The organism is Acinetobacter piscicola, assembly GCF_002233755.1.
Taxonomy (GTDB): domain Bacteria; phylum Pseudomonadota; class Gammaproteobacteria; order Pseudomonadales; family Moraxellaceae; genus Acinetobacter; species Acinetobacter piscicola.
On sequence record NZ_KZ268709.1, the window covers coordinates 1 to 15,992 of the forward strand.

The 15,992-nt window shown below is 37.0% G+C and carries 14 protein-coding genes; 3 read left to right on the plus strand and 11 right to left on the minus strand.

Going from position 1 to position 15,992, the window contains the following annotated elements:
- The 3 genes from CDA10_RS04245 to CDA10_RS04255 all read right to left on the minus strand — a co-directional run.
- Nucleotides 1-673: hypothetical protein (locus CDA10_RS04245; RefSeq protein WP_089604256.1), on the minus strand; the 673-nt coding region annotated here is incomplete at its 3' end.
- Between the two features lie 42 nt (nucleotides 674-715).
- Nucleotides 716-1,717, minus strand: coding sequence for a YagK/YfjJ domain-containing protein (locus CDA10_RS04250; protein ID WP_004644609.1), 1,002 nt, complete (start codon nucleotides 1,715-1,717; stop codon nucleotides 716-718).
- Between the two features lie 455 nt (nucleotides 1,718-2,172).
- The gene (locus CDA10_RS04255; protein WP_004723230.1) at nucleotides 2,173-4,026 is read right to left on the minus strand and encodes a helix-turn-helix domain-containing protein; all 1,854 of its coding nucleotides are present in this window, start codon (nucleotides 4,024-4,026) and stop codon (nucleotides 2,173-2,175) included.
- 130 nt (nucleotides 4,027-4,156) lie between these two features.
- On the opposite strand from CDA10_RS04255, the gene CDA10_RS04260 reads away from it, so the two are divergent.
- Nucleotides 4,157-5,098 carry a hypothetical protein gene (locus CDA10_RS04260; RefSeq protein WP_004723231.1) on the plus strand — a complete coding sequence of 314 codons (942 nt, stop codon included), beginning with the start codon at nucleotides 4,157-4,159 and terminating at the stop codon, nucleotides 5,096-5,098.
- Between the two features lie 32 nt (nucleotides 5,099-5,130).
- Here the strand turns inward: CDA10_RS04260 and CDA10_RS04265 are convergent, their stop codons facing one another.
- Nucleotides 5,131-6,018, minus strand: coding sequence for a hypothetical protein (locus tag CDA10_RS04265; protein ID WP_004723232.1), 888 nt, complete (start codon nucleotides 6,016-6,018; stop codon nucleotides 5,131-5,133).
- A 187-nt stretch (nucleotides 6,019-6,205) separates the two neighbouring features.
- Between CDA10_RS04265 and CDA10_RS04270 the strand changes: the two genes are divergently transcribed.
- Nucleotides 6,206-6,478, plus strand: a complete 273-nt coding sequence (locus tag CDA10_RS04270) for a pyocin activator PrtN family protein (RefSeq protein WP_004723233.1) — start codon at nucleotides 6,206-6,208, stop codon at nucleotides 6,476-6,478.
- Here CDA10_RS04270 and CDA10_RS04275 read toward each other — a convergent pair.
- Nucleotides 6,462-7,610: a site-specific integrase gene (locus CDA10_RS04275; protein WP_004723234.1), complete on the minus strand. Its 1,149-nt coding sequence runs from the start codon at nucleotides 7,608-7,610 to the stop codon at nucleotides 6,462-6,464. The genes CDA10_RS04270 and CDA10_RS04275 overlap by 17 nt on opposite strands.
- 133 nt (nucleotides 7,611-7,743) lie before the next feature.
- Between CDA10_RS04275 and dusA the strand changes: the two genes are divergently transcribed.
- Nucleotides 7,744-8,766: a tRNA dihydrouridine(20/20a) synthase DusA gene (dusA, locus tag CDA10_RS04280; protein WP_089604257.1), complete on the plus strand. Its 1,023-nt coding sequence runs from the start codon at nucleotides 7,744-7,746 to the stop codon at nucleotides 8,764-8,766.
- 61 nt (nucleotides 8,767-8,827) lie between these two features.
- Here the strand turns inward: dusA and CDA10_RS04285 are convergent, their stop codons facing one another.
- The 6 genes from CDA10_RS04285 to CDA10_RS04310 all read right to left on the minus strand — a co-directional run bounded on the left by CDA10_RS04285 (nucleotide 8,828) and on the right by CDA10_RS04310 (nucleotide 15,923).
- Nucleotides 8,828-9,265, minus strand: a complete 438-nt coding sequence (locus CDA10_RS04285) for a hypothetical protein (protein ID WP_228704593.1) — start codon at nucleotides 9,263-9,265, stop codon at nucleotides 8,828-8,830.
- Between the two features lie 118 nt (nucleotides 9,266-9,383).
- On the minus strand, nucleotides 9,384-10,154 hold the full coding sequence (locus CDA10_RS04290; protein ID WP_089604259.1) for a tRNA threonylcarbamoyladenosine dehydratase: 771 nt from the start codon (nucleotides 10,152-10,154) through the stop codon (nucleotides 9,384-9,386).
- A 127-nt stretch (nucleotides 10,155-10,281) separates the two neighbouring features.
- Nucleotides 10,282-13,038, minus strand: a complete 2,757-nt coding sequence (acnA, locus tag CDA10_RS04295) for an aconitate hydratase AcnA (protein ID WP_089604260.1) — start codon at nucleotides 13,036-13,038, stop codon at nucleotides 10,282-10,284.
- Between the two features lie 141 nt (nucleotides 13,039-13,179).
- Entirely contained in the window at nucleotides 13,180-14,001 is an 822-nt protein-coding gene (locus CDA10_RS04300; RefSeq protein ID WP_089604261.1) for a TatD family hydrolase, read from the minus strand.
- Nucleotides 14,001-14,969: an RsiV family protein gene (locus tag CDA10_RS04305; protein WP_089604262.1), complete on the minus strand. Its 969-nt coding sequence runs from the start codon at nucleotides 14,967-14,969 to the stop codon at nucleotides 14,001-14,003. The genes CDA10_RS04300 and CDA10_RS04305 overlap by 1 nt, the downstream gene beginning before the upstream one ends.
- Before the next feature lie 138 nt (nucleotides 14,970-15,107).
- Nucleotides 15,108-15,923: a hypothetical protein gene (locus tag CDA10_RS04310; protein WP_089604263.1), complete on the minus strand. Its 816-nt coding sequence runs from the start codon at nucleotides 15,921-15,923 to the stop codon at nucleotides 15,108-15,110.
- Between the last annotated feature and the right edge of the window lie 69 nt (nucleotides 15,924-15,992).

Below are 15,992 nucleotides of genomic sequence, written 5' to 3' on the forward strand. Positions count from 1 at the left end.
ATCGGTTAAAGCTCAGATAAAAGTGGATCACATACCGCTGCTGAACATCATCCCGTACAATTTGATAAAAGCGGTAAATGGCTTGTGTTCTATACCAATACTCAGCTGCTAGACTTTTTTGGAAATTTGATAAAAATCGCTCTAACTGTCGCAAATCGATAATTTCATTTCCACCGTCATTTAGACTTAGTTCCAGTTTTAAATCCGCTGCATCAGGATAGATCTGGCTTGTATTACGGTAGGATTCTCTCAACTTTTCAATCCGCTTTTCGTAGCACTCATTCAGCTTATGCATTTCTTCAGTTAAGCTGGTGCTTTCAAACAGCACTCTCAGCCGCTTTACGATCTTATCGATATAAAAACCAGCGCTTCTTTGCGCCGTGACCTCAAAGAACCGAATCTGCTCTTCCTGTAATACACTGCAGTAAGCCTGAAAGAACTTGTCTGCCCAAAAGGAAAAAGACAAATGCTCATGAATGCCAACAGCCATCATCCTGCGCCATGCTGAAAAATAACCAGACAGTTTCCGCTTGAACTCCTGATCTATATTTTTTTGATGAGCATCGTAATCAGTACCTTCTGGAATTGGAGCAAAGCGAATCGTTTGGTAATGCTCTAAAACGTCTTGTTCTAATCGGGGTGCTGTAACAAACTCCAACTCTGAATGGCTCATGTATTGTCCTATGAATCAATTGATTTCATAGAACTGGCATGTTCATAATTTTTTAAACCAAATCTCCTCTTCCAGCTTTGCTAAAGCGGTCTGCGCATCCCATTCTTTGATTCTTCTATTTTCTTCTGTATCAGGTATTGGGCGACCATGATGCTGATAATCCCCCTTATAAAACGTTTTACGCCCTCGTGGTTTAACCAATAACGACTGCTCGTATTTATCAGGGTCACTGAGATAAGCAACTGCACCCAAAGCATTGTTGCCTTGTTCGGGTGTCGTTCGACGAATATCTCCAATACCTAAACGACCTTGCTTCTCGTAGTTCTCTTTATTCGCTGTCGTGTTGATGTTCCGCCCAAAACCCTTATCGAATGTGATTTCCTTCCACTTATCGATCACTCCCTCAGCAATTTTATAATCACTCTTATGCTTCGATCTATTAATCACCAATGTTAAATGAGCATGAAAGCCTTTGGTTATACCCTGCTCCAGTGCGATCGCATAGGTCAAAAGTGCATCAAAATATCCATTCTTATCAGTGATCAAATCACGTAGTTTTCCGATATGCTGATAGAAGTCATTTACAGTAATTTCACTCATGCTGTCCTTGCTATAGCTCAAATCCACTCTGATCACTAGAACCGAATAATACCCCTTAATTGCACCTTCGAACTCCTCAAGTAATGCCACTCGATTCAATTCTTTCCGCCTCGCAAAGCTTTTGATCTCATCACGTATCAGCCCTCGATGCGCATGTAATATCCGTCTTAATGCCTTAATTTCCCCTATTGAAAGCCCTGTCAGATATTCAGCAAAGCTAAGCATGCCACGTTGGCTATTGACGTATTCAGTGACTGCAATAAATGCCCGAATCGATGCTGCATACTCAAGCCCTTCTTGTTTAAACGCTTCAAATGCACACCATAAGCGTTCGAGATTGAAAATGAACGCTTCATTCGGCATATCAAAATTAAGACATACATCCACAAAGGTATGAATGGCATACATCACCCCTGCCTGATGATCTAAATCGGATTGCAACACGTTGAACTTCCTTAACTATGATTAACGTCATAGTTAAGCAATCGACTTATTTTTTTAAATAGTGTTTTTATCTAGAGTAAGAACAAGTCATCCACTATTCGCATATATCGAATAGTGCTCTCATCCTGCATGGCTATACTCAATAGCATCGTCCACATTGGGATATCTATTCAGCTTGTATGACATATCAAACTGTTCTTATAGGTATGAGTAATAGTGATTGTATTGATATATCGAGTATTTATAGTTCTATACGCTACAGTCATTAATCTATTATTAGTATTAATCTATATATTAATAATAGATAAAACCGTCTTAGCGTAAAAGCAATAACCATAGCCCAGCCGATCAGTAGGATTTCTAGACCTTCGGCTAAGCTCGGCTTTTTATATATTTTAGCGTTACGATAGTTAAGTCAGAAAAATGGTTTTTCAAAAAAAACTTAGCGCAAAAAACTATTCGAATAATGACAAACAGTGATGATGCAGCAGTCCGTAATCTTTAAGTTCTGCCAGTGTTGGTGAAGTTTCTGTTATTTGCTGTGTAGGAAAATCAAAGCGAGTTCCATCCTGAAAGGGTTCTTGAAACGCCAATTCACTTAAGAAATACCTGTTAGTTTCCGCATGCTGATCAGGGACAAAGCAACAGCTGTATGTATTCTGTATAAATGACCGAGGTAAAATCCTAAAAGGCGTCACTATTTCAGTTGCATTTACCAACACCCTTTCCAAACTACTTTTAGTTGCACTGAGCTTTTGGTCAATATCAGAATGTTTCCGCATACATTGCTGAAAAAAATAAATTTGGTTATATGCAATTAGATCCATAAGGGCCATTAAAAACTGATGAATTCTGGACTGCTCAGCATTTAACTTGAAGGTGATCATTGATTCAATTTTATCAGACTCATTTTTTAGCGTCATATCCTCTTTGATTGTTTTGATTTGAGTCGCTTGCAATGAATACGGATAGAGAAAGTCTGTGCACCCTAAACGCTCAAAGCTTTCATCATCGATTACTACTGGGTTAGCTTCTTTCAGCATTTTAAAAAGCGATTTATTCTGACTGTATATCTGGCAGCACCACTGTTCAAGCAAGCTTTGAAAAAGACCTAAGCGGTTGTTCATCCCGCTGAGTTTAGTATGCTGGATAGATGCTAAATGACCCAAAACCGCCTCATCCTTCAAAATATTTTCATGCGGCTTTAAATAAAACGTCGCTGATAATGGGTTCTCTGGATGTAACCGCTTTAGCTCGACATAATGATCATATAACTTCATTATTTCCTGCTGTTGTAACACAACATAATTTGCATAACCTACAGCATCACGAGACCGAAGAATAAACGGTTTCATCCAGCACAAAGGATCATGTAACAAATAATAGTTTTTGCAATTCAACACCTTCAAGCCAACATCTGAATCTTCACTTTTAGTGTTTGACAACAAGTCGCTCTTTAGATTTAGCATAGTAAAAATAGAGGCCACTTTCTGAACTTCAAAAACATGCGGCTGGGGGTACTTCAAAATATAAAATTTGCCGTAGATCGCAGCATCCCCCCAAAACCTATGCGAAAGGTTTAAAGCGTATATTGGAGACTCTGTTTGAATAAAACTATTTCGAATTGCGCCATCCGCTTGGCAGCGGATAAATCCGTTTTTTTTAAGCTGCTGTATAGCGCGATAAATAGATTGTTTGCTTAAACCCGTGGCTCGCTCAATTTCAACAATTCCACACCCTATAACAATCCCAAATGAATCTGCACTGTAAAGCAATCGCAATAAAACAAGATAACTTCGATAATCAAGATTGCAATCGGTCTCTATTTTTTTAGGTAAATTGCTGATGCTTATCCCATCACTTTTTATAAATAGAATTGAAATAAAATTTAATAAAGGAAATTTCTTGTACATGCTTTTAGTACTATTTACCATCCAGCTAGCCGGCATTATTAAATCAACACCAATATAATCGAGATTAAGGCGTAAGTGACGAACACGAGCCCTCTTCCCCGTTTCGGGAAAATCTATTTTTAAAATCCCCTGCTGCTCCAACTCATTAAGTACATCACGTAATCTTTTAATCTGTATGCCTGTGACTTTTGCCAATTGGGCAAGCGGCAATGATGTACTCTCTACCCCAAAATTTCTAATAAAAGTGATTAGAGCCCAAACAGCTTTGGCTGAAAGCTCCCCATCTATTCTCTGATAGAAAGCTAAAAACAGGCTCAAGAAATCATGCTCAGAAAGCTTCTCATCCACAATAAAAATCTCCACTTCATCAATCCATACCCCATGCAGAGATATCATACACAAATTAAGATAGGCACAAAATGATAATTAAAAATATAATAATCAACATTTAATATTTAATTAACATTTACTTAATGTTTATTTATTGATATATAAACATTTATTTAATATCTATGAAAAATATAAAATGACACGACCACATTTAACTTTAGAGAAATGGTTATCTACTGAGACAGATCTAAAAAAAATATTCTTAGAGCAGGAAATTTTACTAAGACCAAATGAAATCAATAAGCGAGTTAAATCAGGTGAAAAGGAAATTTTTTATTCTATAAATCACCCACAGATTAAACCCAATGAAAATTCAGCAATATCTCCTCAGCATAACCAATATAATTCGACTGATATAAGCGAACTATTCACCAACCCACTTAAATTTTCAGTTGATAATTTCATTTGTAAAACAAATAATGAACACTTTGAAATTTTAAAAAAGAGATACCGTATATTTAAATATAACTACACAAATAAAAAAGATAAACGTATCAATAAACAAATCACACTGGATCAAAAGACATTAAAAGAACTAGAGAGAATCACAGAGAAGTACAAATTAAAAAGCCTGCAAAACTGCTTAGACTTTTTAATTGATCAACATAATTTTAAATTAACAGAAAAGGATAAAGTAATATCAAAGCTTCAAAAATCACTCATCGAAAACAATGATTCCCAATTAAAACAAGAGCTGAAATTAAAGGATGAAGAAATTAATCAACTTAAAACAGAGCTTGGGCAGCAAAAACATACCATTCAAGAAAACATGCGCTTATCAGCAAAAGAATTTGAGGACTACTTAATACAAACAGCTGTAAGCAAGACTATTGAATTGGAGAAAATTAAGGCTTTTTTGGGTGAAATTTCCGAAGAGGATCAGCAGACAATAAATGAAACTCTTGCACCCGAGGCTCTTAGCCAAATTGAAACCCAATTGAGAAATGAATGTGCTGAACAAAAACAATTTTTAACAATGAAAAATCAACCAAATACCAATATTGCTTTAGGGTTTGATCAACATAATCAATATAGTAATACCGTACAAAATGACGGTGAATTTCAGTCTAAGCCTTGAGCGTATCAATTTACCACCCTGACTAAAAAGTATTAAGTTTCACTGCAACATTGTATTATTTCGCGTATTAAATCAGGACGACGCCTTAAGTGATTTACCAGTACTTCATCACAGTATGCCGTATTAAACGGCAATTGCTTCTGCTGTGGAAAATATCGATCAGGGTATTGTAAAAATTGCTGCCATTTTTTATTTTCGTTTTGTAATTCTCTAATTTGATTTAAATAAGTGCGATCCTGAATTTTAAATGACACATCAAAATCACCATCTTCACAGATTTCTTTCTTTTCATTGTTTTTTTTGGCTTCAGTTAAATCTAAAATTTTCTGTTTATTCGCCTCTAATCTGCTTTGAACCCACTGCAAATCAAACGCTCTAAACTTTATTTGCAGTGTGGGTAAAATCAGCTGTACAGCCTGCGAAGCATTTTTGAATCTGCCATTTTTCTGTGCATAACTAGTTAATTCTGAATAGAATATCTCAAGCTTTTTATGCAACAGCGGCGCATATCGTTTACGTACATTTAAAATTCCATTAATTCTACGCTTTAAACTCGGGTTATAGGTGTAGACTTTCCCACTTTCATCTTCAACCAATTCTATGTATTTATTTAATATTTCTGAATATTTTTCATTAACCTGCTGCTGTCTATAGTCACTAATTCCTGTTGTCACCGTACTCATTTGATCAAGTAAATTCAGTAAATCCTGTACCGTATACATTTCCCCTAAAAACTGCATTTGCTGGCACTCTACCATCAGTTCAACCAACAATTTGCGTTCTGACGCGTCAAACTCAGTCTTTGGGTCAGGATCACTCATTATTTTATGTTCTCTTAAAAAGCGTCCAGCATGATCCAAAAAGCAATTCAGAATTTCGACCTTCAGTTGCTCAAAATCAAAAAGAGTGCAATTTTTCATTTTCAGTTCTAAATAATATTTTTCAGTATCTTATATCAACATTCTAGTAAAATATTATTTTTAATTATTAGGATTACATAAAAATCTATGTAAAAAAAATAGGATGAAGGCATCGAGATGGTTAACCTTCAGTCAAAAGGTATCCCATTTGAATTTAAAACTGTTCTGGTATGGAGTACCTGAATTCATGAGTTGCTTTCAAATTAATACTACTGACCTTCTTTTTATAAAATATCGCTCTATGATTGTCGAACTGATGACAATTGTTGCTGACTATTACCCTCATCTTAGTAAAGCTGAAGCTTTAAGAAAGGCGAATAATCAAGAATTCCCTTTTTCAGTGTTTAAAATAGATCAAAGTAAACGTGCACCTTTTTTGGTGCACATTAAAGATCTCGCAGATATTTTAGATAGTAAGTATTTAGAAGCTTCTAAAGATTATGCTACGTTTCATCGATGAGGCGTAGTACTTCCTCTAACTGCATAACATCCCTTCTCGCCTTCACTGACACATAACGCTGTAAACTGCTCCAAGAATCATGCAGACTTACTTTCTGAATCTCAGGAATAGTAAAGCTCTGTTCAGCTAGTCTAGTACATCCTTCATGTCTCAAATCATGAAAGCGTAGATCATCGATACCCAACATTTTACAAGCCTCTCTAAACTCTTTACCCAAGCTTTTAGGATTCAATGGCAACAGTAAGTTTTCATCATGCCCAAGCATCAACATCCGTTCTCGAACTTCTGACTGCTTTATTCTTTTAATCATTTCCTTACAAGGTTCAAGGACATCAAATGATTTATGATTACCTTTAGAGCCATTTGGATTTTTTAGATCATGTACTTTCCATGTTGAGTGATGTGAATCATAATCTCGAAGAAATAATCGTGTTAACTCAGCTTCACGTCTGCATGAGAAAACAGCAAACCAGATTATTAAATGCATTGGGTATTTAGAACCGTTACGGTTTAGCTTCCATCGCTCTGTGAAATACTTCGTCAATGCAATCAGCTCATCCGTTGAAGGAAGCCGGTCTCTTTTTTGACTGGAAGATATTTGACGTGTTTTTCTTAACTGCGCCGTAGCCTTATCAAAACCGTTTAAATCAATATCCATTTCCCACATAACAGCAGCATGAGAAAGTACACCACGGATATGTAAAAGCTCATGTTGCTGCGTACTAGTCGCAATAGGCTCAAGTTCCAAATGAGGGACTCCCCCCTTCCTTAAAGCAACATGCTCGGCCAAATGTACTGATTTTATTTTTGTGATAATATTGCGCGCGATTGGTAGCTTCTTAATTAAAAGCAGAGAATAGCGTTTCGTCCTTCCGTACTCGCTCCCGACTTCATCCAAATATTTATCTATGGCATCTGATAAGGTCAGATCAATCAGCTTTTCTTTGCCAAGTAAAATATCAGGATTTTCTTGAATTTCGACTTCTCGTTTCTTAACCCAGTTTTCAGCCAACTTCTTTGAGTGAAATGTTTTACTTTCAGAGAATGTAGGAAAGCCCTTTCGATTAATTCGAATCGCAGCACGATAGTTAACTTTACCATCTGCACCTTTCCTTGCTGTAATTGACCCCATAATTTACACCACAACCTGTTTTTTTGATTATGGTGTAAAATTTGGTGTAAATGCAAACCGATTAACCCACCTAAATATAGGTTCAAACAGATTCGCGCAGGTTGCGAAATATAGATTAAAGGTATGATTTTTAATGACTATTAACAAAAACATTGAAAACACTCAATCTCCGCGAATCAGTGTTGCACCGATGATGGATTGGACTACAAAAGATTATCGTTTCTTTGCGCGTCTATTTAATCCAAATGTCATTCTTTATACAGAAATGGTGACGACAGGCGCGATTCTATTTGGCGGTGCAAATCGTCATCTTGACTATAACAATGAAGAACACCCTATCGTTTTACAACTTGGTGGCTCAAATCCAAAAGATCTTGCGACTTGTACTAAAATGGCACAAGACTGGGGCTATGATGAAGTCAATTTAAATGTGGGCTGTCCAAGTGACCGCGTACAAAATAATAAAATCGGGGCATGTCTTATGGCAGAACCTGAACTTGTTGCCGAATGTATAGCTGAAATGCAAAATGCTGTTGATATCCCAGTCACCGTAAAGCATCGTATCGGTATTGATGACATGCACTCTTATGAGGAAATGCTGCATTTTGTTGATACTGTAGCAAAAACAGGTTGTAATAATTTTATCGTACATGCACGAATCGCATTGCTTCAGGGACTATCGCCAAAAGAAAACCGTGACGTTCCGCCACTTCGCTATGAAGATGTCTATCGCTTAAAACAAGAACGTCCAAATCTACTCATTGAAATTAATGGTGGAATTAAAACCTTTGCAGAAACACAAGCACATTTAGAACATGTCGATGGTGTCATGATTGGTCGTGAGGCCTATCATAATCCCTATCTTTTGGCTGAGATTGGTCAATTGTGGAATTTGGATTTACCTGATCGTTTTGAAATTATCGATCAAATGCTGCCTTATATTGCTAAGCGTATGCAAGAAGGCGCACCATTGTCGATTATCACTCGTCATATTTTAGGTTTATTTCAAAATCTTCCTGGTGCTCGAAAATGGCGTCAGGCTTTAAGTGGTGGCAACGCTAAAACTTTTGCAGATGTTGAAAATGCCATTTTCAATATTAAAGAAGCGATGAAAAGAACTGAAGATTACTTAAAAGAGCACAGTATCGCTCAGTAACTGAAACGTTGATCTATAATAGAAAAGCGAAGTACCTGTTTCGCTTTATTTTGTCTTTCTTTTATAATCGTGTACAAGGCTTTACTAAAGAACGTTTTTGGATGTTGGTGAAACATTTAATTTCTTTGGTTTTAAAATCATAACGATAAGAAATGTATTTCCCTGAAAGATACTCACTGACAATTGGCGCTTTTCTAAAGTAGGTTGTGGTAATGCAACTGTGTAAATCAGATGTAGGATTCACTTTGATCTGCTCAACAAATCGAGTTTGCTGGCGAATTTGATCTTGTAATTTTAAAATACGATTCATATTTTGGAATTCTGCGGACTGGGTAAGCTGTTGTATATTTTTAAAATGACAAGCCTTGATCACATCATCATGAAATTGATGCATTGACCAAACCAATAATGCCTGCACATCACTCATCATTTCTTTAGCTTCATTGACTTGATTTTTAATATAAAAATGACGAACCGTTGAATAAATAAAATATGCCATTCCGAAAATCAAAATTATCCCGAGAGCTAGCGTTTTAAAATCTAGTCTAGGGCGATCTGAAAAATGAGTCATGATATTGATCTACAAGCTTAACTTAGCAAGGAAAACAAGAAATCATCTATTGCTTCGATTTAATCTGATCTAGTTTCTTCAATACTTCCGCCACAGCGATCATGGCAAAACTTGAAGTCACAACCACAGCAGAGCCATAACCACCACAACGCAATCCAGCACTTGCACAGACATCAGCACTCGAAAATGGATTATCGATTGAATAAACACAAGTAATACCAAACTTCTCTTTTGGCTTTTTACAAATCCCTTTAGAACGTAATTGTGCACGTAACTTTGCGAGCATCGGATCTTGTTCAGTTTTGGATAAATCCGCAACTCGTATTTTGAGTGGGTCTAATTTTCCACCTGCGCCACCTGAAACAATCAGTGGAATTTTATTAAATCGACAATGTAACATCAGTGCCAATTTTGCTTTGACATCATCAATACAATCTAGGATTAAGTCAGGGACGTTTTCTAAAATGTCTTTGACATTTTCAGGTGTTAAATAGTCTTCGATTAAGTTTATTTTGATTCGAGGATTAATCGAACGGCAACGCTCTGCCATGACTTCAATTTTTTCCTGACCTAAAGTAGAGGTCATCGCAGGCAATTGTCGATTAATATTCGATGCTGCAATGGAGTCCATATCGACCAGTGTCAATTCACCAACACCTGTCCGCGCCAAGGCTTCCACAGCCCAAGAACCCACACCACCGATTCCAATCACCATCACATGACTTTTTTCATAGTGATTAAATGCATCCTCTCCATAAATTTTAGCTACACCTGCAAAACGGCGGTCATATTCATCATCTTGGAGAAGGTCGGTCATGTTCTACATCAATTCAAAAGGTACATCTTGCTATTTTACTCATTTATCCAAAAGGTGTCTTGTTTAAGCTCAATAAAAAAAGCCCTGCAAGATCAGCAGGGCTTGGAAAACTGAAATCTAACCCGTATCAAGAAGCAATTAAATTACGTAAAACGTAATGCAAAATTCCACCTGCTTTAAAGTATTCAACTTCGTTTAAGGTATCGATACGACATAACACTTGAAAATGATCTAAGTGTCCATCTGCACGTTTAACCTCAATCTTTAATATTTGATGAGATTGAATATCATCCGAAATTCCCAAAATAGAAAGTTGTTCATGTCCTGTGAGCTGTAAACTTTGACGGGTTTCACCATCTACAAACTGTAAAGGTAAAACACCCATACCGACTAAATTAGAACGATGGATACGCTCAAAACTTTCTGCAATCACCGCTTTGATGCCAAGTAAGTTAGTACCTTTAGCCGCCCAATCTCGTGATGAACCTGTACCATATTCTTTACCGGCAATAATGACCAATGGTGTACCATCATGTTGATATTTCATGGCCGCATCATAAATAGCCAGTTGCTCTCCTGTCGGAATATATAAAGTATTACCACCTTCAGCACCACCTAACATTTCGTTTTTAATACGAATATTGGCAAATGTTCCTCGCATCATGACTTCATGGTTACCACGACGAGAACCATAGGAATTAAAATCGCTCGGTGCAACACCTTGGGTCTGTAAGTATCGTCCTGCTGGACTATCCTTTTTAATATTTCCTGCGGGAGAAATATGATCCGTTGTAACTGAATCACCTAAAACAGCAAGGATTCTGGCATTTTCAATATTATGAAGTGATTTAATCGGTTGATTAATTTCATCAAAGAACGGTGGGTGTCGAATATAAGTTGAATGAATATCCCACTCATACGTTTGACTGTCTGGAATTTGAATCGCTTTCCACTGTTCATCGCCCTCAAAAACAGCCGCATATTCTTTATGGAACATCGCTGTATTGACTTTTTGCAGTGCATCATCAATTTCAGCTTGAGATGGCCAAATATCTTTGAGATACACATTCTGTCCGTTGCCATCGACACCTAAAGGCTCAACCGTAATATCATATCGAATCGTACCCAATAATCCAAAAGCCACCACCAAAGGTGGTGAAGCCAACCAATTGGTTTTAACTAAAGGATGTACTCTTCCTTCAAAGTTACGATTCCCGGACAGTACAGAGGCAACATTCAAGTCATAACATTGAATTGCATCTTCAATTGGTTTAGGCAATGGTCCTGAATTACCAATACACGTGGTACAACCATAACCAACTAAGTTATATCCCAGTTGATCTAAATAGGTCATTAAACCAGAGGCTTTGAGATAATCAGTCACGACTTTTGAACCCGGAGCCAGTGAACTTTTCACCCAAGGTTTACGCTGTAAGCCACGTTCAATTGCTTTTTTAGCCAATAAACCTGCTGCTAACATCACACTTGGATTCGATGTATTGGTACATGAGGTGATCGCCGAAATGACCACATCACCATGAACCAAAGGATAGCTTTTACCATTAATTACACAATGTGGATGCTCAGCTTGTACGGTTGATTGTTTTGCATCAACAGCAGTCCCCGCCCCACCTTCATTGATTAGACGTTCTTGGTCATTCTTGGTTGGTTTAAGATCGAGTTCGATCAATTTTTGGAAAGTTTGTGGAATATCGGATAATTTAACACGGTCTTGAGGTCGTTTAGGCCCTGCAACACTGGCTTCAACTGTCCCCATATCTAAAGACAAGGTATCGGTAAAAATTGGCTCATCACCTGCATGACGCCAAAACCCTTGTTCTTTGCAGTAAGCTTCAACCAATGCAATACGATCAGCATGACGTCCTGTTAATTTTAAATATCCTAAAGTCACGTCATCTATAGGGAAAAAGCCACAGGTTGCACCATATTCAGGTGCCATATTGGCAATGGTAGCACGGTCTGCGAGTGGTAAATCGGCTAAACCGTCACCATAAAATTCGACAAATTTTCCAACAACACCTTTCTGACGTAACATTTGGGTAATGGTCAGAACAAGATCTGTAGCAGTAATACCTTCAGGTAATTTTCCAGTCAGTTTAAAACCAATCACTTCAGGAATAAGCATTGAAATCGGCTGTCCGAGCATGGCTGCTTCAGCTTCGATCCCACCTACACCCCATCCCAGTACCCCTAAACCATTGATCATGGTGGTATGGGAATCTGTACCAACTAAGGTATCTGGAAAAGCGAAAGTTGCTCCATCATGCTCATTTAACCAAACCACTTGGGCTAAATATTCAAGATTAACTTGATGGCAAATCCCTGTCCCCGGCGGTACGACACTAAAATTATTAAAGGCAGATTGTCCCCAACGCAAGAATTGATAACGTTCACCATTACGTTGCATTTCAATTTCGACATTCTCAGAAAAAGCATTCTTATTACCGAAATAATCAACCATAACTGAATGGTCAATGACTAAATCTACAGGTGATAATGGATTGATCAGATTAGGATCTTTTCCTGCATTTTGCATTGCTGCACGCATGGCAGCTAAATCAACTACAGCGGGTACACCCGTAAAATCCTGCATTAAAACCCGCGCAGGTCTGTATTGAATTTCTTGATCAGAAGTTCGCGTTTTCTGCCAATTCACAATGGCTTCAACATGCGCCTTATTCACCGTAATATCATCTTCAAATCTTAGTAAATTTTCCAATAACACCTTGAGTGATTTGGGTAATTTGGAGAGATCACCTAATGTCGATTGAGCTTCTTTAAAACTGAAAATTTGGTAGTCTTTTGAACCTACTTTTAGATCTTTTAAAGCTTTAAAACTATTGATATGACTATACGTTGCCATAGGTGAATCCTCCGGCTGAGCATGATTTCCATTCGAACTTTTATTATTCAGGTTGACGCGAGGTACAACACTATTCTTCTAATGTAAGCCAAATCTCGGCTATTCGTGTTATGAATTGGTTATTTTTCACGCTTAGTTTTTTCAATGAGGTAAAGCCAAAGCCTTCAAAGAATTTTGCCACAATTGCTGCGCAAGCTGTTGTTGGGGAATGGATAATGTCTTCGCTAAGCCTTCCAATACATAAGGTAAATTAACTGGCGTATTACGTGTGTGATGCTCACTTGAAGTTTGACAACATAACGGTGTCATATCGGGACAATCCGTTTCAATGACTAAATGCTCTACACCAATCTCTTGAACCACGCGATGTAATTTTTTGGCGTTTGGATTGGTGATTTGTCCCGTCACACCAATTTTAAAACCTAATTTAATGAAAGCCTTCGCTTCTTCCACTCCACCACTAAAAGCATGAGCGATACCACCGTTATTGAATTGATGCTGTTTCAACATTGCCAAAACATCTGCATGCGCTTTTCGAATGTGTAAAAGAATCGGTTTATGGAATTGCTGTGCTAATTCAATTTGTTTTGAAAAGAAATCTTTTTGTTTTTGAAAAACTTCAGCTTGCTTATGTTGTTTTAGAAAAGTATCCAGACCAATTTCACCGACTGCAACACAATCATGTGTTTTAAGCATTTTTTCTAAATCATCTAAATATTCAGGTTGATGTTGCTCGATGTAAAATGGATGCAAACCGGGGGCAAGATAACTTTTCGGTGCATTCACCAATTGATTCAGATAATGATGTGTATCTACTAAATCATTAAAACGCTCATGTAAAAAGCCAATCAAAATTAAGCGTTCAACCCCAACAGCCTTGGCTTGATACGCTAAAATTTCCCGATCGACATCAAAATCGGGAACATCGAAATGTGTATGCGTATCAAACAAAGGTAAAGTCATTATGAAGCTACTTTTGCATTGGTAACAGCAGACGATGCCGCAGGTTGATCGACTTGCATATCTACTGGAAAATATTGTGGTTTTAACACCCCTTTTAACTGATCATAAGGAATCGTTAAGCGCGGTAATCCAACGACATAAGGCCCAATGTCATATTCACCATATTGCAATATCAAGCCTTGTTTACCTAAATAGAAGTTGTCTGTTAATTTGAATTTCCAAGCTTGTTCATACTCTGCTACATTTTCAGCCAGTTTAGAATCAATGACCCATACTTTAAATGCATCATGCGCCAATTGTTTTAATTTTTCTTTTTGATTCGCTTCAAGAATTTGATCCAATGCAACTTGTTTCTTGGTTTTTAAATCAAAGTTAAAATAAGTTTGTGCAGAAGAACCATGCGCACCACCCAAATAACTACTGCTATTTAATACCACAGTTGCCAATGGCAACTCTGCATTTAAGATCTTTGGACTTAAAGTTAAACTAATTTGACCACTTGCGCCCAAATTTTGTAATTCTTTCTGCAATTCAAGGAACGAATTGACATAAGGTTGTACTCGATCTTGCATTTGCTGTGCAGGCGTTTTGCTGGCATTTTCCTGTATTTCACTTGCAGAAGATTGATTTTTCTCAAGGTCTTTTTTAGATTTATTGACTTGAGTAACATCTAAAATACGATCCAAATTACTCAGAATCGCTTGATCAATCATTTCATCAACAAACGGTTGGTTGCTGTGTAAGCGATCCACAGAAAATTCAGGACAACTATTTCCACCACACTCAGGTAAAGTCAGCTTGAGTTTTTCCGTGTCACCTTGTAGAAGCATTGATGTATCAATAACTTGTGAAGCAGTACTTTGATCTACAGGTTTATCTGTATTTTTAGGGTCAGTTTTTTGACACCCTGTCATTCCTACAACGATGACCAATATTGATAATGCCAAAACATTCTTTTGATTAAACATCTCACAAACCTGTCTGAGATTTAAAAATATGTATATTCAATAGCCTATTCTTCTCAATACAAATGCTCAACCAAAATTTGTATTGAATTGGAACATTATTGAAAATACTAAAGTGATCTTTGATGTGAATAAAAACAATTAAAACATTTGCTGATAAACATCGGTTTTTAAAATCTGTTTGGTCTGTTCTTTACTCAAGTAAATATCGAGCTGTGTGCCTTCTTTAACAATTTCACTGGCGCGATAATGTAAACCGATACCCTCACCATCAAAGAACCAATCTGCTTGTCCCCAATATAGCTTTTTTGGTGCTTGCTTTTTAACATCAATATCTTGTTTTTCTAGCCATTCTTGATATTTAACTTGTACCCAATTATTGAGTAAATTCTGCTGTTTAGGTTGAATTACGTCTAGAATACTCAATGCTTTTTTTAACTTTCGATCTGCTACAAAGAAATACTGACGTTCTTTAATACTAACATCGGCTTGTAGAGTATTAATCGAAATTTGCAGCAAAACATATTGATTTCGTTGTGAAGCCATACGGGTTTGCATATGTAATTCAAAAGCTTTATTTTTAGGAAATTCTGCTTGCCACACATCTGATTTTTTCACAAATGCATTAATCGCTTGTTGCAAAGTCATATTCTGCTTGGTGTCAATTTGCGTTTGAATCACATTCGATTGATTATTCGCAATCCACTGATTTAACCATTCGTCTTGGGTTTTAATGGTTTGGATGTCGATTTCAATACAATTTTTCTTTTCACAAAATGGCAATGCATAATCAGCTTTTGTTTCCTGAATATTTAAATAAGGTAGTACTTCAGCCACTTCTTGCTGTGTTTTTCCTTGCTGTGTATCAGAATTTTTTTGATCTTTTTTTGAATCACACGCCACCAATAGCAGCGTACTTAAACAAAGTATTGATGTTATTTTTTTTGTAAACTGCATGACACGAGTCCCTACCTCAGAAGCCTAGTATTCTGATACAAAAACAGCTTCACAAGGAAGCTGTTTTTA